General features: G+C 62.0%; 20 protein-coding genes and 1 pseudogene. 7 read left to right on the top strand and 14 right to left on the bottom strand.

Going from position 1 to position 21,256, the window contains the following annotated elements:
* Positions 1 to 403 (bottom strand): annotated as a pseudogene (locus HW554_RS16630) (hypothetical protein); the annotation flags it as partial.
* A 202-nt stretch (positions 404 to 605) separates the two neighbouring features.
* Between HW554_RS16630 and HW554_RS16625 the strand changes: the two are divergent.
* From HW554_RS16625 to HW554_RS16615, 3 genes are all read left to right on the top strand, one after another.
* Positions 606 to 1,937 carry an NAD(P)/FAD-dependent oxidoreductase gene (locus tag HW554_RS16625; RefSeq protein ID WP_176909704.1) on the top strand — a complete coding sequence of 444 codons (1,332 nt, stop codon included), beginning with the start codon at positions 606 to 608 and terminating at the stop codon, positions 1,935 to 1,937.
* Positions 1,938 to 1,973: 36 nt separating this feature from the next.
* Positions 1,974 to 2,201, top strand: a complete 228-nt coding sequence (locus HW554_RS16620) for a hypothetical protein (protein ID WP_092737528.1) — start codon at positions 1,974 to 1,976, stop codon at positions 2,199 to 2,201.
* A 170-nt stretch (positions 2,202 to 2,371) separates the two neighbouring features.
* The gene (locus tag HW554_RS16615; protein ID WP_176909703.1) at positions 2,372 to 3,748 is read left to right on the top strand and encodes a 4Fe-4S binding protein; all 1,377 of its coding nucleotides are present in this window, start codon (positions 2,372 to 2,374) and stop codon (positions 3,746 to 3,748) included.
* A 135-nt stretch (positions 3,749 to 3,883) separates the two neighbouring features.
* Here HW554_RS16615 and HW554_RS16610 read toward each other — a convergent pair whose 3' ends face one another.
* Complete coding sequence (locus HW554_RS16610) at positions 3,884 to 4,345, bottom strand: peroxiredoxin (protein WP_176909702.1); 462 nt, start codon at positions 4,343 to 4,345, stop codon at positions 3,884 to 3,886.
* Between the two features lie 241 nt (positions 4,346 to 4,586).
* On the opposite strand from HW554_RS16610, the gene HW554_RS16605 reads away from it, so the two are divergent.
* Both HW554_RS16605 and HW554_RS16600 read left to right on the top strand, forming a co-directional pair.
* Positions 4,587 to 5,276: a glycosyltransferase family 2 protein gene (locus tag HW554_RS16605; protein WP_176909701.1), complete on the top strand. Its 690-nt coding sequence runs from the start codon at positions 4,587 to 4,589 to the stop codon at positions 5,274 to 5,276.
* Between the two features lie 185 nt (positions 5,277 to 5,461).
* Positions 5,462 to 6,952 (top strand): cellulose synthase family protein, encoded by a 1,491-nt coding sequence (locus HW554_RS16600; protein WP_176909700.1) that lies wholly within the window; start codon positions 5,462 to 5,464, stop codon positions 6,950 to 6,952.
* Positions 6,953 to 6,993: 41 nt separating this feature from the next.
* Here HW554_RS16600 and HW554_RS16595 read toward each other — a convergent pair whose 3' ends face one another.
* Genes HW554_RS16595 through HW554_RS16585 form a run of 3 tightly spaced genes read right to left on the bottom strand, consistent with a single transcriptional unit; the run spans position 6,994 to position 9,868 of the window.
* Positions 6,994 to 7,707, bottom strand: a complete 714-nt coding sequence (locus tag HW554_RS16595) for a LytR/AlgR family response regulator transcription factor (RefSeq protein ID WP_176909699.1) — start codon at positions 7,705 to 7,707, stop codon at positions 6,994 to 6,996.
* Positions 7,704 to 8,768, bottom strand: a complete 1,065-nt coding sequence (locus HW554_RS16590) for a sensor histidine kinase (RefSeq protein ID WP_176909698.1) — start codon at positions 8,766 to 8,768, stop codon at positions 7,704 to 7,706. Before HW554_RS16590 ends, HW554_RS16595 begins: the two co-directional genes overlap by 4 nt.
* The gene (locus HW554_RS16585) at positions 8,768 to 9,868 is read right to left on the bottom strand and encodes a DUF4932 domain-containing protein (RefSeq protein WP_176909697.1); all 1,101 of its coding nucleotides are present in this window, start codon (positions 9,866 to 9,868) and stop codon (positions 8,768 to 8,770) included. Before HW554_RS16585 ends, HW554_RS16590 begins: the two co-directional genes overlap by 1 nt.
* Positions 9,869 to 10,281: 413 nt before the next feature.
* Here HW554_RS16585 and HW554_RS16580 point away from each other — a divergent pair, with 413 nt between their 5' ends.
* Entirely contained in the window at positions 10,282 to 11,625 is a 1,344-nt protein-coding gene (locus HW554_RS16580; protein WP_176909696.1) for a hypothetical protein, read from the top strand.
* Here HW554_RS16580 and HW554_RS16575 read toward each other — a convergent pair.
* From HW554_RS16575 to HW554_RS16555, 5 genes are all read right to left on the bottom strand, one after another.
* Positions 11,622 to 12,245 (bottom strand): TIGR04282 family arsenosugar biosynthesis glycosyltransferase, encoded by a 624-nt coding sequence (locus HW554_RS16575; RefSeq protein ID WP_218134755.1) that lies wholly within the window; start codon positions 12,243 to 12,245, stop codon positions 11,622 to 11,624. The genes HW554_RS16580 and HW554_RS16575 overlap by 4 nt on opposite strands.
* Positions 12,246 to 12,343: 98 nt before the next feature.
* Positions 12,344 to 12,934, bottom strand: a complete 591-nt coding sequence (locus HW554_RS16570) for a rhodanese-like domain-containing protein (RefSeq protein ID WP_176909695.1) — start codon at positions 12,932 to 12,934, stop codon at positions 12,344 to 12,346.
* Positions 12,935 to 13,083: 149 nt separating this feature from the next.
* A complete protein-coding gene (locus HW554_RS16565) occupies positions 13,084 to 13,629 on the bottom strand; it encodes a heme NO-binding domain-containing protein (RefSeq protein ID WP_176909694.1) in 546 nt (181 codons plus the stop codon).
* A 140-nt stretch (positions 13,630 to 13,769) separates the two neighbouring features.
* Entirely contained in the window at positions 13,770 to 14,687 is a 918-nt protein-coding gene (locus tag HW554_RS16560) for an anti-sigma factor (RefSeq protein ID WP_176909693.1), read from the bottom strand.
* Positions 14,687 to 15,247: an RNA polymerase sigma factor gene (locus HW554_RS16555; protein WP_317170894.1), complete on the bottom strand. Its 561-nt coding sequence runs from the start codon at positions 15,245 to 15,247 to the stop codon at positions 14,687 to 14,689. Before HW554_RS16555 ends, HW554_RS16560 begins: the two co-directional genes overlap by 1 nt.
* Before the next feature lie 324 nt (positions 15,248 to 15,571).
* On the opposite strand from HW554_RS16555, the gene HW554_RS16550 reads away from it, so the two are divergent.
* A complete protein-coding gene (locus HW554_RS16550; protein ID WP_176909691.1) occupies positions 15,572 to 16,936 on the top strand; it encodes an NAD-dependent succinate-semialdehyde dehydrogenase in 1,365 nt (454 codons plus the stop codon).
* 210 nt (positions 16,937 to 17,146) lie between these two features.
* Here HW554_RS16550 and HW554_RS16545 read toward each other — a convergent pair whose 3' ends face one another.
* From HW554_RS16545 to HW554_RS16530, 4 genes are all read right to left on the bottom strand, one after another.
* Positions 17,147 to 17,905, bottom strand: a complete 759-nt coding sequence (locus HW554_RS16545) for a YdcF family protein (RefSeq protein ID WP_176909690.1) — start codon at positions 17,903 to 17,905, stop codon at positions 17,147 to 17,149.
* A gap of 25 nt (positions 17,906 to 17,930) precedes the next feature.
* On the bottom strand, positions 17,931 to 18,266 hold the full coding sequence (locus tag HW554_RS16540; RefSeq protein ID WP_176909689.1) for a thioredoxin family protein: 336 nt from the start codon (positions 18,264 to 18,266) through the stop codon (positions 17,931 to 17,933).
* 189 nt (positions 18,267 to 18,455) lie between these two features.
* Positions 18,456 to 19,754, bottom strand: a complete 1,299-nt coding sequence (locus HW554_RS16535; RefSeq protein WP_176909688.1) for a sensor histidine kinase — start codon at positions 19,752 to 19,754, stop codon at positions 18,456 to 18,458.
* A 26-nt stretch (positions 19,755 to 19,780) separates the two neighbouring features.
* Positions 19,781 to 21,253 carry a hypothetical protein gene (locus tag HW554_RS16530; protein WP_176909687.1) on the bottom strand — a complete coding sequence of 491 codons (1,473 nt, stop codon included), beginning with the start codon at positions 21,251 to 21,253 and terminating at the stop codon, positions 19,781 to 19,783.
* Positions 21,254 to 21,256: the final 3 nt, after the last annotated feature.

The following is a 21,256-nucleotide window of genomic DNA, read 5'->3' as shown; positions in this document are numbered from 1 at the left end:
CCTGGGCGGGCTTGGCGGGGCCGCTGGGAGCATCTTCGCCGAACTTCTGCTCCTGGCTGCGGATGGGATTACCCATATCGTAGCTGCCTTCTACATCGAAGCCCGGACCGGTGTTGGGCTGGGCCGTATCGGAATGGTCGTTGCCGCCCTGAGGTACACCTTCGGCACCTCCAATAGCCAGGTTTTCGAGCTGGTCCTTCTGGTCGGCGCGCTGGGTGTAGCCGCCAGCCCCCACATTGCGCTGGGCCGAGGGGTCGGAGGCTTCTTTGCCGTTGCTCATCAACTCGTCGAACTCCTTTTTTTTCTGCAGCTGCTCGTTGTCGGGAATAGCGCTTTGCTGTGCATTCACAACTTCCTTGTTGCTATTGAGGTCGTCGTTGTTGTTCTGGTTGGAGGTAGCCATGCGGTGATAGTAATTGAGTGGAAGAAGATACCTGCTTTACGCGGGGCCGGGGGCCGGGGTTAAGGCCGAATTCGGGCCGTTTCCGTAGCTGAACCGAATTGACGCTGCTTTAAAATACCTTGCGGCCGTAAGTACGCGCAGTTCGCGGCTCCGGGCAGTACTATAACCGCCCCGACATTCTTTCGTTTTCCCACTCAGCGCTATGCACCTCGTACTTATCGGCAACGGCATCACCGGCGTAACGTGCGCCCTCACGGCGCGGCAGCTACGGCCCGACGCCCGCATCACGCTGGTGTCGGCCGAAAGCGCCCACCACTTTTCGCGGCCCGCGCTGATGTATGTGTACCTGGGCCACATGCGCTACCAGGATATCAAACCCTACGAGGACTGGTTCTGGACCGAAAACCGCCTGGAACTGGTGCATGCCACCGCCACCGGCCTCGACACCGCCGCCAAAACCGTGCAGCTCGACAACGGCTCAGCGCTGACTTACGACAAGCTGCTGCTGGCCACCGGCTCACGGGGCCGCCGCGGCTCCTGGCCGGGCTCGGAGCTGGCCGGCGTGCAAACCTTCGTGACGCTGCCCGACCTGGAGCTGCTCACCCGCGACACCCGCCAGGGCGTGCAGCAGGCCGTAATTGTGGGCGGCGGGCTGATTGGAGTGGAGCTGGCCGAAATGCTGGCCGCCAAGGGCATGGCCGTGACCATGCTCATCCGCGACGCCCGCTACTGGGGCGCCATTCTGCCCGCCGAGGAGGCTGCCCTGGTGCAGCGCCAACTCAAGGCCCACCACATCGTTACGCGCTACGAAACCGAGCTGGAAGAAATACTAGCCGACGAGAACGGCCGGGTACGGGCCGTGCGCACCACCGCCGGCGAGGAGCTGCCCTGCCAGTGGCTGGGCCTGGCCATCGGCGTCGAGCCCAACCTCGACCTGGCCCGGGCCGGCGGCCTGGAAACCGACAAAGGCGTGCTGGTGAACGAGCACCTGCAAACCAGCGCCCCGGAGGTGTACGCCGCCGGCGACTGCGCCCAGCTGCGGGACCCGGCCACGGGCGAGATGGCCGTGGAGCAACTCTGGTACACCGGCCGCCAGCAGGGCGAAACCGTGGCCTACGCCCTTTGCGGAACCGCCCCCCGCCCCTACCGCCGCGGCACCTGGTTCAACTCGGCCAAGTTCTTCGACCTCGAATACCAGACCTACGGCCGTGTGCCCGCCGAGCCGGACGCGGGCGAGCACAGCTTCTGCTGGCAGCACCCCACGCGCGACGCCCTGCTGCGCATCAACTTCCGAACTGACACCCTGGCCGTAACGGGCCTGAACGTGCTGGGCCTACGCCAGCGCCACGATACCTGGGCCGCCTGGCTGCAGGCCGCCGCACCGGTTACCGAGGTGCTGGCCAACTTGGGCGCAGCCAACTTCGACCCCGAGTTTTTTCGCCAGTACGAAAAGGTTATTGTGGCCCAGTTCAACCAGCAGTTCCCGCAACACACGGTGCAGCTGCGCCGCCGCAAGGGTCTGTTCCGCGTATAACCCAGCGGCCTTTTCTGCCTTTATCTTCTTTCCCGCATGGATTTCAGCAAACTCTACCATCCCAGCGCCCTCAACAGCTTCCAGTACATTGCCGTAGTGGGCGCCATCATGAGCGGCGGCGCGCAGCTCATCATCCACCTGCTCGATTACCCCCGACCTGAGGGCTACCTCTACCTCTACTGGTGCTGGCTGGGCCTGTACATTTTCGGCTCGCTACTCAACCTGTTCGGCAAACCGCCCGAGGGCCACCACCATCATCATTAGTAGCAAGGGTTAGCCAGAACGTCATTCTGGGCGCAGCGCAGCGGAGTCGAAGAATCTCTACTGCAAATGCTAATCCTAACAATGGGATTTACTACAGCGGCAGATATTCTTCGACTCCGCTACGCTGCGCTCAGAATGACGCCCAGTCCAATCATCATCCAGCCCTGCCCATGAATTCTGCCCAAACCCTCACCGCCCAAGCCCCCCTGCCCGAGGTGGCGGGCACCGAAAAGCTGCTGCTGACTCTGGTGGCGCTGGGGCTGCTGCTACTGTTGCCCGCTACCTTTGATGCTGATGCACAACGGGCCCACTGGTGCTTTTTTGCCGCACTGGGCTTGATTAGCGTGGGCGCCTTGGGCTGGGCCGGCTGGAAATACGGCCGCAAGCCGCCCGGCGTGCAGCATAACAACCTGTGGCTGCGGGCCAGCACCAGCCGCGGGGCCGTGGCCTGGGTTACGGGCATCGTGCTCACGGGCTTCTACGTCATCCTCTACTGGTTCAGTAGCCCCGACGACCAGGGCAACTACGGGCCGCTCAACCAGCTTGTGCACGCCCTCGACCCGTTCAGCCAGTGGCTGCGCAACCGGCCCTCCGACCAGTGGTTTCTGTACGGCACCTTCTACACGCTGGCCATTCTGGTAATGGGCGTACGGGGGCTGCTGAAGTACCGCCACTCGCCCTACCACCTCATCCGCACCGGCTCGCTGATGTTCTTCCAGCTGGGCTTTGCCTTCCTGCTGCCGGGACTGCTGCTGGCCTTTCAGCGGCCCGAGTTTTACTTCAGCTACTTCTGGCCCCTCAAGCAGGACTACCTGTTTCCCGATACTGTGGGCTATCTGCTGAAGGATGGCGGGCCGGCGCTGGGCGTGTTCATGGTGTTCTGGACGGCCGTTATTTCCTTTGTGGGCGTGCCGGTGCTCACCTACTTTTTCGGTAAGCGCTGGTACTGCTCGTGGGTGTGCGGCTGCGGCGGCCTGGCCGAAACCGCCGGCGACCCCTACCGCCAACTCTCCGACAAAAGCCGCACCGCCTGGAAGTGGGAAGTGCGCATCATCTACACAGTATTGGGCTTGATTGTGCTGCTGACCGCCCTGCTGTGGGTGGGCGCTTCGGGCGCGGTGCCAGCGTTGCAGGGCATCACTCAGCCGCTTTCTCAGGCGTACGGCTTCGCTATTGGCGCCGTGTTTTCGGGCGTGATTGGCGTGGGCTTTTACCCCTTGATGGGGGCGCGGGTGTGGTGCCGGTTCGGCTGCCCGATGGCCGCCTACCTGGGCCTGCTCCAAAAGCATTTCTCGCGCTTCCGCATCACCACCAACGGCGCTCAGTGCATTTCGTGCGGCAACTGCTCCAACGTCTGCGAAATGGGCATCGATGTGAAACAGTACGCCCAGCGCGGCGAGCCCATCATCCGGGCCTCGTGCGTGGGCTGCGGCATGTGCTCCACGGCCTGCCCCCGCGGCGTGCTCAACCTCGAAAACGGCCCCCGCGACAACCGCTACCAGGGCTCCCAGCTTATCCACGCCGACTCGCTGCGGATATTGAGTTAGGTTTCTATTTGGTTGCTCTTGCGCCGCAGGTTGCAAACCAACAGCGTGCGGGCCAGGGCTGTCGTAGAAAAGCGGGCCCACAACCATCGCAACGATTGTGGGTCCGCTTTTACTTTTGACTTTTTCTCTTTGACTTCAGCTTTTGGCCAGCCTGGTCAGCACTTCCTTGGTTTTGCTCACGTGGTCGGCGGCGTTGCTCAGCGAGTTGAAGATGTATTGGATGATGCCCTGCGCATCGATAACGAACGTGACGCGGCCGGGCAGCAGGCCCAGCAGGGCACGGGGCACTTCGTAGAGCTTACGCACCTGGCCGTCGGTATCGGCCAGTAGTGGGAAGGGCAGGCGGTGCTTGTCGGCGAACTGCTGGTGCGAGGCTTCCGAGTCGGAGCTGACGCCCACTACTTCGGCCCCGAGGTCCTGGAAGTCCTGGTATTCGTCGCGGAACGAGCAGGCCTGGGTGGTGCAGCCGGGCGTATTGTCGCGGGGGTAGAAATAGAGCACTACGCTGCGCTGGCCGCGCAGGTCGCTCAGGCGAAACGTGTCGCCGGTAGCGGTAGGCAGGGTGAAATCGGGGGCCTGGTCGCCAATCTGGAGCATAGCAAAACGGCACGAAGCCGCGGAAGGGCGCGGCGGGCCGCGCGGGTTCAGCCCAACAGTGAGCCGCCGCAAAAGTAGCCAAAACCGACCGGGTCGTCCGAAAAGCCGGGCCGAAACACTTTCGTGATGACTTAAACCGGCTCAACTGTGCATCTTTGCACCTCTTTTTGGTGGGAGCCGCATCCGGTGTGGCCAACGCCGCCTTTCGGCCGTTACCCACCCCCTCCTCCTCGTTCTCCGCATGGTCATCGACGTTATCATTCCCGCCTTCAACGAGGAGCAGTCCATTGGCCACGTACTGGCCGAAATTCCGGCCGGGCTGGTGCGCGAGGTTATCGTGGTGGATAACAACTCGGGCGACCAGACGGGGGCTGTGGCGGCTGCGGCCGGCGCCACCGTGCTACGCGAGCCCCGGCCCGGCTACGGCCATGCCTGCCTGGCCGGTATGGCCTACTCCTTCGCCCGTTCCGCCGCCGAGCAAGCCGGTATTATCGTGTTTCTCGACGGCGACTACTCCGACTTCCCCGCCGACATGACGGCCCTGGTCCAGCCCATCATCCGTGGCGAGGCCGACATGGTGATTGGCTCGCGGGCGCTGGGCGAACGGGAAAACGGCTCGATGATGCCCCAGCAGCTGTTCGGCAACTGGCTGGCCACTACCCTACTGCGCTGGTTCTACGGCGCCCGGTTCACCGACCTGGGGCCGTTCCGGGCAATCCGGCGCGAGGCCCTGCAACGTATCGGCATGCAGGACACCACCTACGGCTGGACAGTGGAAATGCAACTCAAGGCCGCCAAGCTCAAGCTGCGCTCCACGGAAGTGCCCGTGCGCTACCGCCGCCGCATCGGCGTGAGTAAAGTGTCGGGCACCGTGAAAGGTACGCTAGGCGCGGGCTACAAGATTCTGTGGACGATTTTTCGGTATTTGTGAGGGGCAATCGAACCGAAATAGCTCTGTCATCCTGAGCTTGCGAAGGACCTAGTCAGAAGCTAACCCCGAGAAATAACAGCTTCTCACCAGGTCCTTCGTCCTTGCTCAAAGCGCAACATGCTCAGGATGACAGGAATTTTTCAGCGTCCTCCCCCCACTCACCCCATCACCCGCTTACCGCCTGAATGCTTGCTCTTCAAGTTCTATTAATAACGGTGTACGGCCTGTGCCTGCTGCTGCTGCTGGGGTTCAGCCTCACGCAATGGCATCTGACGCGGCTGGCCCGCCGCGTGTACGCCACGCCCCCGCTGCCCGCGCCGCCGGCCCCATCCGAGTGGCCCTTGCTAACGGTACAGCTGCCGCTCTACAACGAGCCGTTCGTGGTCGAGCGCCTCATTGATGCCTGTGCCGCCCTCAACTATCCGGCCGGCCGCCTGCATGTGCAGGTACTCGACGATTCGACCGACGAAACTGTGGACCTGGCCGCGGCCCGCGTGCAGCATTACGCCGCCCGGGGCCTGCACATTACGCACGAGCGACGCACGGTGCGCACCGGCTACAAGGCCGGGGCCCTGGCCCACGGCCTCAGCCGCAGCGAGGGCGAGCTGGTGGCTATTTTCGACGCCGACTTTCTGCCCGAGCCCAACTTTCTGCGCCAGACGGTACCGCACTTTTTCGGGCCCGGCAGCGCCCGCACCGGCGTGGTGCAAACCCGCTGGGGCCACCTCAACGAAGACTATTCGCTGCTGACCGAACTGCAGGCCTTCGGGCTGAACGCGCACTTTTTTGTGGAGCAGGTGGGCCGGCAGGCGGGCGGGCACTTCCTGAATTTCAACGGCACGGGCGGCATCTGGCGGCGCGCCTGCATCGAGGATGCCGGCGGCTGGCACGCCGATACGCTCACCGAAGACCTCGACCTGAGCTACCGGGCGCAGCTGCGGGGCTGGCACTTCCACTATCTGCCCCAGGTGGCGGCCCCCGCCGAGCTACCCATCACCATGGATGCCCTGAAGTCGCAGCAGTTTCGCTGGACCAAGGGGGCGGCCGAAACGGCCCGCAAGCATCTGGCGCAGGTGTGGCGCTCGGCCCACCCGCTCAGCACCCGGCTGCACGCCACGTTTCATCTGCTCAACAGCGCGGTGTTCGTGGCCATCTTGCTGATGGCCGTGCTGAGCGTGCCGCTGGTGTTCGTGCGGGCACTGGGGGCCGAGCAGCTGCGGCCGGTGTTCTATCTGGCTGCATTTTTCCTACTGGCTCTGGTTCCGCTCACGTTCTACTTCCGCACGTCCTGGCAGCAGGCAGCCCGGCGTCGGCCCACGCCGATGGGCTTCGTGGGTCAGTTGCTGCTGTTTCTGGCGTTTTCGATGGGGCTGAGCCTGCATAACTCGCGAGCCGTACTACTGGGGCTGCTGGGCCAGCGCAGTGCCTTTATCCGCACGCCTAAGCTGGGGGCCGGGGCCAGTAAAGCCGCCGGCGCGGGCAGCTGGCGCGGCCGGCGCTACCGCACCAGCCGGTTGCTGGGCGGCCTCACGCTGCTCGAAGGCCTGTTGGCTGCCTATTTTCTGTTCGGCATCGGGGCCGGTATTTACTTGCAGGAATACGGCCTGCTGCCCACCCACCTGCTACTGGCCACCGGCTACGGGCTGGTATTCTACTACTCGCTTAAGCACGCCTGACAAGGGGTTGAAAGCGTGAGAAATACACATCCAGAACCTGGCTACAGCCGACCATAAAATGCGCTTCGGTACGTATCGCCCACTGGAATTACGGTGGAGTCGCCGGCCGCTGACTGAATAAAAATCCGGCTCCGCTCCACGGTGTGCGTGTGGGCCAGGGCAACAATAAACGATTTGTGGACGCGCACAAACTCCGTGGTGGGTAGGCTATTTTCCAGGCTATTAAGCGTTTGGCGGGCTATAACCTTCTCCGTCAGCGTATGGATAATTACGTAGTTCTGTAAGCCTTCCAGATAGAGCACCTCGGCTAAATCGACGCGCTGCATCCGGTGTTCAGTTTTCACGAAAAGGTAAGGCCGAGGTGTTTCGGCCGGCTCTGGGGCCGGAGCCGGGCGCAACCGCCGCTGTGCCTTCTGCACGGCCTGATAAAAACGCTCGAAAGGGATGGGTTTGAGCAGATAGTCAATCACGTCGTGCTCGAAACCAGCCAGCGCATACTCGGTGTAGGCGGTGGTTAGCACCACCTGCGCACGCCGGTCCAGGGCTTGCAGGAATTGTAAGCCCGTTAGCTGCGGCATCTGAATATCGAGAAATATGAGGTCGACGCGCCGCTCCCCCACCCAATTCAGGGCCTCTACTGGGTTTTGGCTGCTCCCGGCCAATTCCAGGAAAGGCACTTTGGCCACGTAATCGGTCAGAATATCGAGCGCCAGTGGTTTGTCATCTACCAGCAGGCAGCGAATCGGGTCGGTCATAAATCGAGGTGGAGCGTAACCTGAAAATCGGTGGGCGTGTCGGCAATGGTCAGGGTGTGGCGGGCCGGGTAGAGCAGCGCCAGCCGCCGCCGCACGTTGGCCAGCCCGATGCCGCCAACCTGGTCTTTCTGCTGTTTGTGCTTGGTGTTGCGCAGGCGGAAATCCAGCGTGGTAGCGCTTAGGTCGAGCTGCAGCGTAACCGGCTGCGTGGCGTCGGTTAGCACGCCGTGCTTGAACGCGTTTTCCACGAACGACACCAGCAGCATGGGCGCAATCAGTTGCCCGTTCAGCGGGCCGCAGAGCTGGTACTCCAGGTACAGGTTGTCTTTCGTGCCGATGCGTTGCAGCTCCATCAACCCGTTCAGATAGTCCAGCTCGCGGCTCAGCAGCACTTGGTCGTGGTGGGCTTCGTGCAGCATGTAGCGCAGCAGCTCCGACAGTTTCAGCAGGGCGCCCGGCGCGGCATCCGACTTCTGGTACACCAGCGCGTAAATGTCGTTGATGGTGTTGAACAGGAAGTGCGGATTCAGCTGGGAGCGAAGAAACGTCAGCTCGGCCGTGGTGTGGGCCTGCTGCGTTTCGCGCCGTCGCCGCTCCGCCAGCAGGTTGTGCCGGATAACGGCGTACAGCAGCCCGTACAGCACGTCATCAAAGTGGAACCGGACGCTATTTTCGATAAACCACTGCGCTGTGAAGGCCGTGTTTTGCTCGTAGTTATCGAAGCCGAGCAGCGGCTTGAACACGTGAAATTCCAGCCCGTACCGCAGCCCCGTAATAAGCAACAGGGCCAGCAGCAACCCAGCGGCCGCCCGAACGAAAGGCTGCCAGCCGAGCGTACTCGCCAGCAGCGGCCGGGCCACCAGCCACACGGGCAGATAGAACGCCGCCGCCCTAATCAGCAGGTAGCCCAGGCTCACCAGCCAGTACGTTACCCCCGCCGTTCCGGGCGGCATAGCGGCCGGCGCTTCGTGCATCGCCACCACGTCTTTTATCAGCAACAATGCCCAAATGAGTAGGTGAACGGGCCATTCGGGCAGGGCACGCGGCCGGGCGGTACGCATTAGTTGGTCGATTCGGCGGTGGGGTATTTCCGGGCCAAGTACGCCAGAATTTCGGGGAAGAACTGCTCAAAATCCGGGTAGGTGCGCCGGCCGCTGTACCGGGCCGCAATGACGTCGGCAATATCTCCGGCGTACTGGAAATCATCGACCACTTCCTGCGCATGCTGCTTGCGGGCTTCTTTGGGCGACTGGTACTGCCGCAACAGGGCAATAGTCACGCCGCGCACCAGGTTCTCATCAAAGCAGTGCGCCCAGTCGTGAATATTGTTGTGCTTCATGCCCGCGTCGGCTTGGTTGAACAGGTACGCCAGCTTGTTGATATCGGCTTTGTAGCGCTGCTGAAGGGCCTTGGTATAAATATGACTCCCTTCGTGCCAAACCGTTACTGCCGATTTGGAACCCAGGCTGAAGGCGGGCACGCTGGCGTCGGTCGATTCGCGGTTAAGAAACCCCACGTTGTATACAACCCGGTCGGCGTAGCGTGGATTGAGGGTTTTAGGCGTGATGGCGTGCGCGCCCCAGCCATTGAGCGGGTCAAGGCAAATAGTCCATTGCGGGGCTTTGGTACGGAAGCGGTACAGCGAATCGAGCTTGCCCACGAGGCCTTCGCTGACGAGTTGGGCCCGTACGGGTTGGGCCCAGGCGGCGTAATCGGCCTGGTGCTGCTGGTAAAAGGCCCAGAAGCGGCTATCGTCGAAAAACTGCTTGCAGAGCCGCATATACGTCTGAATCGAATCCTTACCGTTCAGGTTGTACCAATCGGTTTGCTCCGGATAATGAATGCGCACGGCCGGAAAGTTATCGAGGCAGTATCCCAATTCGGGCAGATCAGGATACATGCCCTTTAGCTGCCGGGCGTACTGCACCGCCGGGTGGTTGGCAAATGGAGTAAAATAGGCCTCGGCTTCTTTGGCATAAACCGATTTGTTGGGCATCGGATACTTACCGGCCAGCATCTGCACCACCGTGAACAGCTCAATGCCGGGATGGACCGTTACCGCAAGTTGGTCGGCCGAAGGTTGAGCGACTATAATGCGAGGCTGGGCAACAAGGGTGATGCCGGTTAAGAAGGCCAGCAAAAACGTGAGCAGGATTTTCATAGCGGGGTGCTTGGTAGTTGAGTGGACTGAGGTGCGTCAGTTGGCAGGTTGATGCCTCAAAAGAAGCGGCCGTCCTGCATTCGCCAAACCCGAATTGACCAACCGCCCTTTTTCGTTGACCAACGCCCTGTTCACTGCCCGCCCTTGCTGTGCCAGTAGAAATCAGGCGTTAGCATCACCGCTACCGAGTCTGGGAGAAAGTGGCTGGGGAGCCTGACCGCTTTCCATTTGCGGTACCCAATGCGAAACGCTATTCCAACTGATTCGCGCAGGTTAACCAGCGTATCAGGGCCCTGGGAATCCACGCGAAAGCGCCCAGCTTTCACAGGTGTTAAGAAACGAAATGCGACTTTTGCAACAGCGCCTCAACAAGGTTCTTTATGACGCTGCCTTGCCCCCGAACGCCCCTCTGAATGAAACCCACTCACCTCGCCGCCCTGCTGGTTAGCGCCGCCGCCTACGGGTTGCTGGCCTACGCCGTGCCTCGGCCAGCGTTCGGGCTGCTGGCGGGGCTGGTGGCACTGGCGTTCGGGCTGTACTGGTGGCTGCTAAGAACGAACCTGCCGCTACGCCAGGGGCTGCTGGCGGCGCTACTACTACGCTTGCTCTGGCTACCGGCCCTGCCCGCCCTCTCTGACGACTACCACCGTTTCCGCTGGGACGGTCTGTTGCTTAGCCAGGGCCACAACCCCTACCGCTACCGCCCCGACGAATTGGCCGGCCCCGATGCGTCACGAAAAACAGAAATCGGACAGCTACAGGCCCTCTATCCCCGGCTTAACTCGCCCCACTATTACTCGGTGTACCCGCCCGTCGACCAAGCGGCATTTGGGCTGGCAGCGTGGCTGGCTCCAACTTCGGAGCGCGGCTTTGTGGTGGCGCTGCGGGTGCTGCTGCTGCTGGCCGAAGCGGCTACGGCCGGGTTGCTGCTGGCGCTGCTACGGCGGTTCGGGCAGCCGCCCGCGCGTGCATTGTGGTACTTGCTCAACCCGCTGGTTATTGTGGAGTTGACCGGCAATCTGCATTTCGAGGGGCTGGTGGGCTGCTTTTTACTGCTGATGCTCTGGCTGCTGGCGCAGGGGCGGGCGGCAGCGGGCGGCGGGGCACTGGCGCTGGCCGTAGCGACCAAGCTGCTGCCGCTGCTGGTGCTGCCGTTGCTGCTGCGCCGCCTGGCATGGCCGCAGCATCTGCGCTTCGGGCTGGCGCTGGCGGTAGTATTGGCGGCGCTGTTCGGACCGTTTCTGAGCCTGGAGCTGGTAGAGAATATCGGCCGGAGCCTCAACCTGTACTTCCGCTCCTTCGAGTTCAATGCCAGCCTTTACTACCTGGTGCGGGCCGCCGGGAAATGGCTGACGGGCTACAACCAGATTGCCCGGCTGGGGCCGGCGCTGGCGTTGTTCACTGCCGCGGGCGGGTTGCTACTGGCCGCCACCGAGCGGCGACCTTCCTGGGCTACACTGCCCCGGGCGCTGCTACTGCTGCTCACGCTGTACTTTCTGTTGGCCACCACCGTGCACCCCTGGTACCTCGCACCGCTGGTATTGCTGAGTTGCTTCACGCGGGCACGCTACGCACTGGTGTGGTCGGGTGTGGCCGTACTATCGTATGCGGCCTACCGCACCACGGCCTACACCGAAAACCTGTGGTTGGTGGCCCTGGAGTACACCGTTGTGCTGGCCGTACTGCTGCTCGACTTCCGCCAGGGGCGGCTCAGTGGGCTGCACCCCGAGGTGCAGCCTAGGCCGCAGGGCGCTTAGCCGCGGGGTAGCGCGGGGCCGTTGGCCGAAGCCGGGTTTTGCTGCCAGGCCCGCAGGTCTTCCACGGTATCGAGGTCCTGTAGTTCGGGCAGCAGGTGTACCTGTAGGCCCAGCCGGGCAGCATCGGCCAAGGTATCGGCCAGTACGGAGGCCGTACTCCAGGCCTTCCCGGCAAAAAACAAGGGGTGCAACCGTTTCATGCCCAGCAGGTAATACCCGCCATCAGCGGCTGGTCCCAGTACCACATCATGCGTGCGCAGGGCCGCGAAGGCCGCTGTCAGGTGTCCTGTCGTCAGGCCCGGGCAGTCGGTACCGATAATCACGGCCGCCTCAACGGGGCGGGTGAAATCGTAGGCAAAAGCGGCCTGCATCTTCTGGCCCAGGTCGCCGGCTGGTTGGGGACGCTGCTCAAAGCCCGCCCATTCGGTGGCGGTGGCCAAAGCGTTGTCGCCCGCCAGCCAGGCTGTTTTGTGCACGGCCAGCGGGGCTACTACAGCCCGCGTGTGGGCTAGTAGCGCCCGGTAAGCTGCCAGGGCAGCTTCGTTGCCGATGCCGGCCGCCAGCCGGGTTTTCACACGGCCCAATTCGGGGTGCCGGGCAAAGATGATGAGCGAATGCAAATAGCGAAGGGCTAAGTGGAAGAGTCTGATGAGCCGTCAGCTCGGCCGTAAATGTAGGCGAACGAGCGTTAAACTCACTATTCAGCTCTCCTGCGTTCCTACTTTGCCTCGTACACGGGGTTGCCGGTTTTCAGCCAGGGGCGCCAGAGCACCGAGTACGGGTGCACATCGGTGGTGGGGCCCTGGGCATTTACAACGGCCTGGCCGTCGTTCATCCACTGAAAAATACCGCCGTACAGGTTGCGCACGTCGCGGAAGCCCTGTTCGCGCAGCCAGCTGCCCACCTGCTCGCTGCGGGCGCCCACGGTGCAATACACCACCACGGGCCGGGTGCGGGCCACATCCTTCAAGTCCAGCTTGCGGAAGTTGTCAAAATCCACGAAGCGGGCTCCGCGCAGGTGGCTGACCTTATACTCGGCCGGGGTGCGGGTATCGAGCAGCAACACGTTGCCGCGGCCGCTTGCCGGCTCCTCGCGCAGCAGCGTGGCTAAGGCCTTGGGCTGAATTGTGGGCACGGTGTTTTTGTAAAGCAGGCCCAGCATCCGGTCGTACGCCGTCATGGTGCGGTCGGGGTTGGCGGGGCGCTGCTGGCCGCAGGCACTGGTGCCGGCCAGTAGCACCAGCAGCCCAAGCGCCGGCACCCAGCGGCCCCAGAGCAGTTTTTCGAATAGGAAAGTACGTCGCTTCATCTGGATGCAGTGAATGGTTGGCAGCCAATGGCTAGTAGCAGAACAGGCAGCTGGGGCCGGACGGTTCATTGCTTGGCACCAGCCGCTCGCCCGGGTGCTACGTAGTGGGGCCGTCGCAGCTGGAACCGGCACCGGCCGGGGCGGCAGCCTCAGGCAGCACGGCGGCGCACCCAAATGCGCACGTGCTCCCCGTTTTCGCTGGTCGTTGGCTCCACATCAATGCGGTCGGCTTCGTTGAAGTAAATGGCTAAGCCGCGCACGATGCCCACGGCCAGCCCCCCCATGCGCCGCGCCGAAACATAATCGATGAACAGTTCGTCGGCCGAAAGGCGGGTGACGCTGAGCACGGGCGGGTTGTTTTCGGCATGCTCGGAGCGCACTTGTCGGTGCATGGTGTTTTCGGTGTGCTCCAGCATGTCGAGCGTCGTCCAATTGGGGTTGAGTAGCTTCTGGTACATGTACATCAGATCGGGCACCAGATACTCGCCGAACTTTTCGTGCAGCTCGTCGGCCGAAAGTCCGGTCATTGTAGCGGCCTCCCCAATTAAGCGGTACATATGCTCGTCGGGATACACGCTTTTGTGGTCGAAATCAACCGCCGACATGTTCGCGGCCTCCAGCAGCCGCACCCAGGCACTGTGGTCGTACTGCGTCTGAACGTACCGCTTAAGCAGTGTAAAAATGGTACCGTGCAAGGCAAAACAGCTTAATGAGGAAAGAAAAAAAGGCCGAAGCTGCTTCACAGCGTTTGGTTACTGACAAGTAACAAACAAACTGTGAGACTCAGCTTCGGCCTTTTCTCGTTGCCTCTCTCGTTCGGCTTACATAAGCCTATTTAGATGTTGCCAATCACCGTAAGCGTGCTCATGGTGGGGGCAGGCTTGCCGCCGATGTCTTCCACCGTCACGGCGAAGGCTTGGGCACTGGCAATATTCTTCATCTGCTGGATGCTGTCGCCGGTGGCCGTAGCCATGTCTAGCATACCGGCATCCACTGGCTGGCCATTATCGAGGGCCCACAGCTGATATTGTTTTCCTTCGGGCAGCTCGGGCAGGTTGCGCACATCTACATACACGGCCTTGGTGGTGGCATTGTAGTACACACGGGCCAGCGCTTCGGGCGCTTTGGGGGTGCCCTTCAGCTCCACGCTCTGGAAAGCCTGGTTGCGCAGAATAGCCAACTGCTGGTCGCGCTCATTCAATGCTGCCTGCTGGGTAGCAGCGTAGCGCGACTGCTCGGCCTGCGCCAGCTCCAGCGAGCTTTCGGTTTGCCGAAGCCGGTTGTAGAGCAGATAGTTGCCCAACCCACTGATCAGCAGCAAGGCAATGGAAGCTGCTACCAGCCAACGGGTGCGCCCCGCACTGGCGGCGGCAGGCATCTGCCGTACTACGGCACCTCCGTTGTTGTCGGCGGCCACAGCAGTGGCCGTCACCGGCTCGGCGGGCGCTACTGCCATGCGCGGCGTGGGGGATTGCGCCGCCATAACCGGTGCCGCTGGTGCCACGGTCGGACCGGTTTCGCGCAGGGAGTCTTCCCAGGCCTGCAGAACCCGTTCGCGCATGGCGCTGGACGGGACTACTGCATGAGCCGCAGCGTAGGAGTCGAGGGCGTTGGTGATGGCCACCAACTCGCGTGCTACGGCCGGCTCCTGCTGGGCTACACGCTCAACTTCGGCGCGTTCATCGGCGCTGAGTACGCCCAAGGCGTATTCTTCGAGGATGCCCGATTCGATGTAATGCTGCATGTCCATCATTACCGGACTAATTTAGAAAGTACTTTGATGGCCGCCCGGGCACGGGTTTTCACCGTTCCCAGGGGCAGGTTGAGTTCTTCTGCCACTTCGCTTTGCGTAAATCCGCCGAAATAAAGCAGATCCACAATCTGGCGCTGATCTGGATTCAGCTGCCTCGTCATCTCCTGCAAGCCAATGTGTTCGGGCCGGAACGTTGTATCGGCGGCCAGACGCATTGCCGCGGAGCTATCCTCCAGCGGTTGCGTGCGACTACCTACGCGGTACTGCTTGGAGCGGATTTTATCGATGGCCAGATTCCGGCTCACATTCATCACCCAGGTAAACAAACGGCCCTTGCCGGCGTCGTAGGAGGCGAAAGAGTGCCATATTTTCACCATCGCCTCCTGCAACACGTCTTCGGCGGTTTCTTCTTTCTTGACAATGCGCAGAATAACGCCATAGAGGGCAGCCGCATACTTGTCGTAAAAGATGGTCATGGCCCCTTCGTCACGGTCGCGCAGGCGTTGCACGAGCAGCATTTCGGTTTCCAGGGCAACAGTATCGGGGGAGGATGCAGACACAAGCAGCAACTAAGGGAGATAGAAAGGCGTAGCACTGCCTATCTGGCGGATAAAGCGAAAGTACGGCATAAACCGTTACCTCAACAGACGGCAGGCTGAAAAAGCACTATACCGATACAGGTTAGATTTGTTTTGAGGGCAGTACGCCTGGGCCGCCAACGAATTCCTCGGGCCACCTGCGCCGTTGCCGCCCTTGCCCCGCAAGCAATATATAGCAATAACATCATTAAAACCAATGGCTTACACAGCCTAATATATAGCCTGCCAACTGGTGCGTTTTGCGGCATTCAGCCTTTTCTAACCCCCTCCTACTGTTCTGCTTTCATGCCTATAGAATCTGTAAATCCCTACACCGGCCGCACCGAGCGGACCTTCGACGCCTTCAGCTGGGCCGAAACCGAGCGTATCCTGGCTGAAGCGCACACGGCATTTGCCACCTGGCGCACCACCGACTTCGACCACCGGAGCAAGCTGATGCGCCGCGCCGCAGAGCTGTTGCGCGAGCGGTCCGACGAACTGGCCCGCCTCATGGCCGTGGAAATGGGCAAGCCTCTGGCCGACGGCCGCGCCGAAGCCAACAAGTGCGCCCTGTGCTGCGACTTCTACGCCGACCGGGCCGCCGAATTTCTGGCCGATGAGTTTATCGAAACGGAGGCGCAGCGCAGCTTTATTGCCTACGAGCCGCTGGGCGCAGTGCTGGCCGTGATGCCCTGGAACTTCCCGTTCTGGCAGGTGGTGCGCTTTGCTGCTCCGGCCCTGATGGCTGGCAACGTGGGCCTGCTCAAACACGCTTCCAACGTGCCGCAGTGCGCGCTGGCCCTCGAAAAAATCTTCCACGACGCGGGCTTCCCCCCCGCCACCTTCCGCACGCTGCTCATCGGCTCCGATTTGGTGGAAAAGCTGATTGCTGATGACCGCGTGGTAGCCGTGACGCTGACCGGCTCGGAGCCGGCCGGCGCGGCCGTGGCCGCCACCGCGGGCCACCACATCAAGAAAACTGTGCTGGAGCTGGGCGGCTCCGATGCCTTTATAGTGCTGGCTGATGCAGACCTGCCGCTGGCCGCCAAAACCGCTGCCCAGGCCCGCATGATAAACTCCGGCCAGAGCTGCATTGCCGCCAAGCGCTTCATCATCGAAAAGCCGGTTATCAAGGAGTTCATCGCGCAGCTAAAAGAGCACCTACAGGCCCTGCGCTACGGCGACCCGCTGGCCGAAGGCACCGACTACGGCCCCCTGGCCCGCCCCGACCTGGCCGACGAGCTAACCGAACAGGTAGAGGACTCGGTGAAGCAGGGCGCAAAAACAGAGTTGGAGGGCGGGCAGCCTGAGCCCGGTAGCGCCCAGTTCGCGCCCGTAATCCTGAGCAACGTGCAGCCCGGCCAGCGCGCCTACACCGAAGAATTCTTCGGCCCCGTGGCCCTGGTGCTCGAAGCACAGGACGCCGACGACGCCATCCGGCTGGCCAACGACTCGCGCTTCGGCCTGGGCGGCTCCGTTTGGACCCGCGACGTGAAGCGCGGCGAGCAGCTGGCCCGCCAGGTGCAGGCCGGAGCTGTGTTCGTGAACAGCCTCGTAAAGTCGGCGCCCGAAGTACCTTTCGGCGGCATCAAGAAATCGGGCTACGGCCGTGAATTATCGCACTTGGGCATCCGCGAATTCGTCAACCAGAAGACCATTTGGATTGCTTAGGAAGAAGAGGCAAATGATAAGAAAGTGGAGTAGATAAAGTAACGTACGCCTCATAAACTGTCATGCTGAGCGGAGCCGAAGCATCTCCACTGCAATAATAATCCTGACGTTGGGTTAGCATTGCAGTAGAGATGCTTCGGCTCCGCTCAGCATGACACGTTCTGTGTTGTATGTTCGCTAATTGCCCCGTTTACTCACTCCCCTGTTCACTCAAGAGTAGCCCAGCACTTTATATACCACGTAGCCGGCCATTTCGTGCAGCAGCACGCCCCATAGGCGCAGGGGCTCTTCGGAGGGCAGCAGCAGCGAGGCGGGCGTGTAGCGCCGGTCGACGGAGTAGTAGGCGGCCGGGAAAGGTGCAGGTTGCAGGCCGACTTTGGCAAAGCAGCCAGCCGCCCGGCGCATGTGGAAGGCCGAGGTAATAAGCACCGTGCGCTTTATTTCGGGATGCTGCGCCAAAAGCTCCTTCGTGAACAGGGCATTTTCGCGGGTGTTGCGGCTGCGGGTTTCCAGCAGAATAGCCTGCCGCGGTACGCCGGCCAGGCGCAGCAGAATCTGGAGGTCGGCGGCCTCGGTACGAGCTACCGAATCGAAGGCCGCGCCCGAACCGCCCGAGATGATGATGCGGCGGATGCGGCCGGCCCGGTAGAGCCAGAGCGTATGCAGCAGCCGGTCGGCACCCGCGCCCAGGTACACTCGGTCGTGGGGCGACTTTTGCACATCGGTGATGCCCGTGAGCAGGATACCAGCGTCATAGCCGGTGCCAAGCTGTTGGAGCGTTACGGGCGGCCGCTCCCAGGCCAGCAGCGCCTCGTTGGCCAGAAACGAATTGGTGAAAAACAGCAGCAGCACCGTGGCGGCCCACAGCAACCGGCGCCGGCGCCACAGCAAACCAGCCAGCAGCAGCCCCGTTATCCAGAGGGCCGGCGAAAGCAGGAAGTCTAGAAGCTTGGAGAGAAGGAAAAACATTAAGCAGCAAGGGCGCGCTTCGTCCCTATTGGGTATCGGCGCAGGTTTGCAGGTCTTGCAGCATGGCCTTCATCTGCTCCTCGGTGAAAAGCGTGTCGCACTCGGAGAGCTTACCGCGGCAATACGCCACAAAAAACGGAGCTACGCGGGTATCCATAAGTTTTCGGGCCACCGGGTTTTCACTCGCGTCGAGGCGCAAAAACAAGGTGTTCTGGTACTCCTCTTCATGAGCAAACCTGATAAACGACGGAGCCAGCAGGTCGCAGACGGCGCAGTTGTCGGCCGTAAACTTGGCCAGCACCCGCGGGTAATCGTGAATCAGGGTGCGCAGGCCCTCATCGTTCGTGTCAATAACTTTCATGTTGTAAAGATAACAAGGCGGTAAGGGAATAAGGTGATGGGGTGAACGTCATTCAGAGCGGAGCGAAGAATCTCGCGTGCGTACGTTGCAACCGCCGCTCAAAGTCAGCAAGCAAGATTCTTCGCTCCGCTCTGAATGACGTTCCTCTTTCCGCCTCTTCACCCCATCCTCCCCCACTCGCCCATCTTCTCAAAACCACACCGTAAACGCCGTGCGGCCGTTTGCCTGAGTTTCCAGGCTGAAGCGGAAGTTGTGCTGAAGCAGGATGTCGCGGGTGAGCAGCAGGCCGATGCCCTGGCCGTCGCGCTTGGTGCTGAAGAAGGGCGTGAACAATCGGCGCTGCACCTCGGGGCTCAGGCCGGGGCCGTCGTTTTCGATGACGAGCCGAGGTGGCTGCAGTTGGGTGCTCACCCACACGTTGCCGTTTTGGGGGCAGGCTTCGAGGGCGTTCTTGCCGATGTTGAGTAGCACCTGCTCCAGCTGATGGGCATCGAGGTTGATAAGCAGCGGCCCCTCGGCCAGGGCCGTGTGCCAGCTGATGTGACGGGCCTGGGCGGGCAGGTGCAGCAGCCGGGCCAGATGGCGCAGCAGCTCGTGCACATCGGTGGGCTGGGGCCGCGGGGGCGGCAGCCGCACAAGGTGGGCGAAACCGGCCGTGAACTCGACCAGGTTGGTGTTACGCTGAATGGCGACATCGAGGGCCTCGCGGAAGTCGGGCTGGTCGGCGGCCGTGAGCTGGGGCGCGTAGTGATGGAAGCTGTGCAGCAGCGAGTTGATAGCGCCGATGGAGTTATTGACCTCGTGCGACATCATGCGGATAAGCTGCTCGTAGGCCTGCTTTTCCTGCTGCATCAACTCGCGGGTCAGCTCTTCGAGCACGATAAACTGCCGCGAGAAACCCCTATCCAGGAAGTGCGAGCAGCTGGCGCGGTAGGTGTGCAGGCCCGAGAGGCGCACCACTTGGGGCTCGGTTTCGCGCAGGCGTCCCAGCGCCGCGCCCCACTCGCCAGGCAGGGCAGCCGGGTGTTGGCCCAGCAACTCGGCGGCGGGCCGGCCCAGCAGCCGCTCGGCGGCCGGGTTCACACCCACCACCTCGCCCTCAAATGAAAGCAGCAGCACCCCCGCCGGCGAGGCTTCAATCAGGCTTTCGAGCAGGTGGCTTTTCTCGTGCTGGCTCACCCGCTCGCGGCGCAACGCGTCCAGCATCTGGTTGTACACGGTTATGAGTTGGTCCATCTCGCGCTGGCCCACGGGCACGAATTTGAGCGAGAAATCCTGGGCCTGCATGGCCGCGGTACCGGCTGCAATCAGCTCGAATGGCCGTACAAAGCCCCGATACAGCTGCACCGTGAGCACTACGCTGACGAGCAGCAGCCCCTCCAGCCCCACAAACAGTGGCGCATTGGTGCGCATGAGCTGGGCCGCCAGCACAATCAGTACCGTGTGAATCAGAACGACGAAGAGGATGAACTTAAGGCGTAGAGACATGGGCAGAAGCGGAAGCTAACCGGCAGTTATTTCAGCAGCAACAGCGGCCGTTTCGCATCCAGGTGCCCCTGCTGCTTCAGTAGTTCGGCCGCGGCGCTCAACTGCTTCTCTTCGTGCGTGTTCACGAGAATAACCGGGCCATCCGGACCCATGATACTCAGCACGAAATTCTGCTCCGGCCGCAGGCGTACTGCCTGCAGGGCCGGCAGCTGTTGGCGCAGGTACTTGAGCGTGGCCTTATTTTCGCGCGTTACGATAACGACGGGCAGAAATTCGCCGCTTTGGGCCATTTCTATTCCTTTAGACGAGGCCAGAATGGGGGTCAGGGTGCGGGTGTAATTGCTCCTGAACTGGTCGCGAAATGCTAAAACGGCGGCGCTGTAATCCGCGGCATTGGTCCAGTAAAGCACGTTACGAAACAGGTTGACGTATTCGGTGGCTGCCCGCGGAAAAACCTGGTCGAACGTGCTGATGGCCTGACTTACGAAGAGGCTGTCGATGGGCTGGCCGCGCTCCACGTAGCCCGTCATCAATGGGTAAAGGGCGTGGGCGTAGCGGTTGATATAGTCGTCGTGGTACCACTCGCCTGTTTCGGGCTGGCCGGTTTGCTGGGCATAAATCCACTCGCCGGCTACCGTGGCCAGCGCTTCCTCCATCAGGTTATAGGCGTAGCGGCGGTTGGGCGATGTACTGCCCAAATACCAGCGTTCCAGCTGCTGCTGCAAGCCCCGCTGCTGTTGCGCCGAGAGCGAGTGGCTCATCTCATGAAACACGACAGCCGAGCCCCCCACAAAGTCGCGCGAAGTCGGGTGGCAGTCGAGCAGCACCACATTACCGCTCACCCAGGCGTGGTTGGTGAAGTCCTTGCCAGCATCTAACTGAGGATTGAGTTGAATGCGGTAGGGCAAGGCATCGGGCCACACGCTACCATAGAAAGTGCGGAGCTGGCCAAACTTGCGCATCAACTGCTGCTGGCCTAAGTACTGCGCATAAACAGTGCGAAGCTGCCGTAGCTCGGCGGCGTGGGGCTGCCAAGCCAGCGTATCGAAGGCGGGCGTAAAGTAGCGGTACACGCTGTCGAGGCTCACCAGCACTTCGTTGGGTAGCAGGCCCACGGTGCGGCGCTGCAAATCGGCCAAGTCCTGGGCATCGGCGCTGGCGGCCAGGTAGGCCGGCATGGTGGAGCCCACGCTGCCCAGCCGGCCCGTCGGGTAGCCCTCCCGGTCGAAGCCGGGCTCGTAGTCGAGGCGTTGGTAGCGGCGCAGCCAGCGGCGGGCCGTGGGCGTATTGAATCGGCTTTTCTCGAAAGCCCGCCGGGAGCCCGCATGGCCACCACTGCCCCCCGCCAGCGTCTCCACGAACCGCACCAGGCTATGTACCTGGCTGACTTCGACGCTGACGGCCGGACCGGAGCCGGAAACAGCCGGGCCAACGGTGGGGGCCTGCGCCCGGACAGGCCCGGCCACGAGCAGGCACCAGAGAAACTGCAGATACTTCATGGG

It is taken from the genome of Hymenobacter lapidiphilus, from assembly GCF_013377885.1.
Taxonomy (GTDB): domain Bacteria; phylum Bacteroidota; class Bacteroidia; order Cytophagales; family Hymenobacteraceae; genus Hymenobacter; species Hymenobacter lapidiphilus.
This window is presented reverse-complemented; position numbering and strand designations above follow the sequence as displayed.

Excerpts from the sequence above, each read along its gene's own strand:
- HW554_RS16625 (WP_176909704.1), top strand. The coding sequence starts at position 606 with ATGCACCTCGTACTTATCGGCAACGGCATCACCGGCGTAACGTGCGCC.
- HW554_RS16620 (WP_092737528.1), top strand. The coding sequence starts at position 1,974 with ATGGATTTCAGCAAACTCTACCATCCCAGCGCCCTCAACAGCTTCCAG.
- HW554_RS16615 (WP_176909703.1), top strand. The coding sequence starts at position 2,372 with ATGAATTCTGCCCAAACCCTCACCGCCCAAGCCCCCCTGCCCGAGGTG.
- HW554_RS16610 (WP_176909702.1), bottom strand. The coding sequence starts at position 4,345 with ATGCTCCAGATTGGCGACCAGGCCCCCGATTTCACCCTGCCTACCGCT.
- HW554_RS16605 (WP_176909701.1), top strand. The coding sequence starts at position 4,587 with ATGGTCATCGACGTTATCATTCCCGCCTTCAACGAGGAGCAGTCCATT.
- HW554_RS16600 (WP_176909700.1), top strand. The coding sequence starts at position 5,462 with ATGCTTGCTCTTCAAGTTCTATTAATAACGGTGTACGGCCTGTGCCTG.
- HW554_RS16595 (WP_176909699.1), bottom strand. The coding sequence starts at position 7,707 with ATGACCGACCCGATTCGCTGCCTGCTGGTAGATGACAAACCACTGGCG.
- HW554_RS16590 (WP_176909698.1), bottom strand. The coding sequence starts at position 8,768 with ATGCGTACCGCCCGGCCGCGTGCCCTGCCCGAATGGCCCGTTCACCTA.
- HW554_RS16585 (WP_176909697.1), bottom strand. The coding sequence starts at position 9,868 with ATGAAAATCCTGCTCACGTTTTTGCTGGCCTTCTTAACCGGCATCACC.
- HW554_RS16580 (WP_176909696.1), top strand. The coding sequence starts at position 10,282 with ATGAAACCCACTCACCTCGCCGCCCTGCTGGTTAGCGCCGCCGCCTAC.
- HW554_RS16570 (WP_176909695.1), bottom strand. The coding sequence starts at position 12,934 with ATGAAGCGACGTACTTTCCTATTCGAAAAACTGCTCTGGGGCCGCTGG.
- HW554_RS16560 (WP_176909693.1), bottom strand. The coding sequence starts at position 14,687 with ATGATGGACATGCAGCATTACATCGAATCGGGCATCCTCGAAGAATAC.
- HW554_RS16550 (WP_176909691.1), top strand. The coding sequence starts at position 15,572 with ATGCCTATAGAATCTGTAAATCCCTACACCGGCCGCACCGAGCGGACC.
- HW554_RS16545 (WP_176909690.1), bottom strand. The coding sequence starts at position 17,905 with ATGTTTTTCCTTCTCTCCAAGCTTCTAGACTTCCTGCTTTCGCCGGCC.
- HW554_RS16540 (WP_176909689.1), bottom strand. The coding sequence starts at position 18,266 with ATGAAAGTTATTGACACGAACGATGAGGGCCTGCGCACCCTGATTCAC.
- HW554_RS16535 (WP_176909688.1), bottom strand. The coding sequence starts at position 19,754 with ATGTCTCTACGCCTTAAGTTCATCCTCTTCGTCGTTCTGATTCACACG.
- HW554_RS16530 (WP_176909687.1), bottom strand. The coding sequence starts at position 21,253 with ATGAAGTATCTGCAGTTTCTCTGGTGCCTGCTCGTGGCCGGGCCTGTC.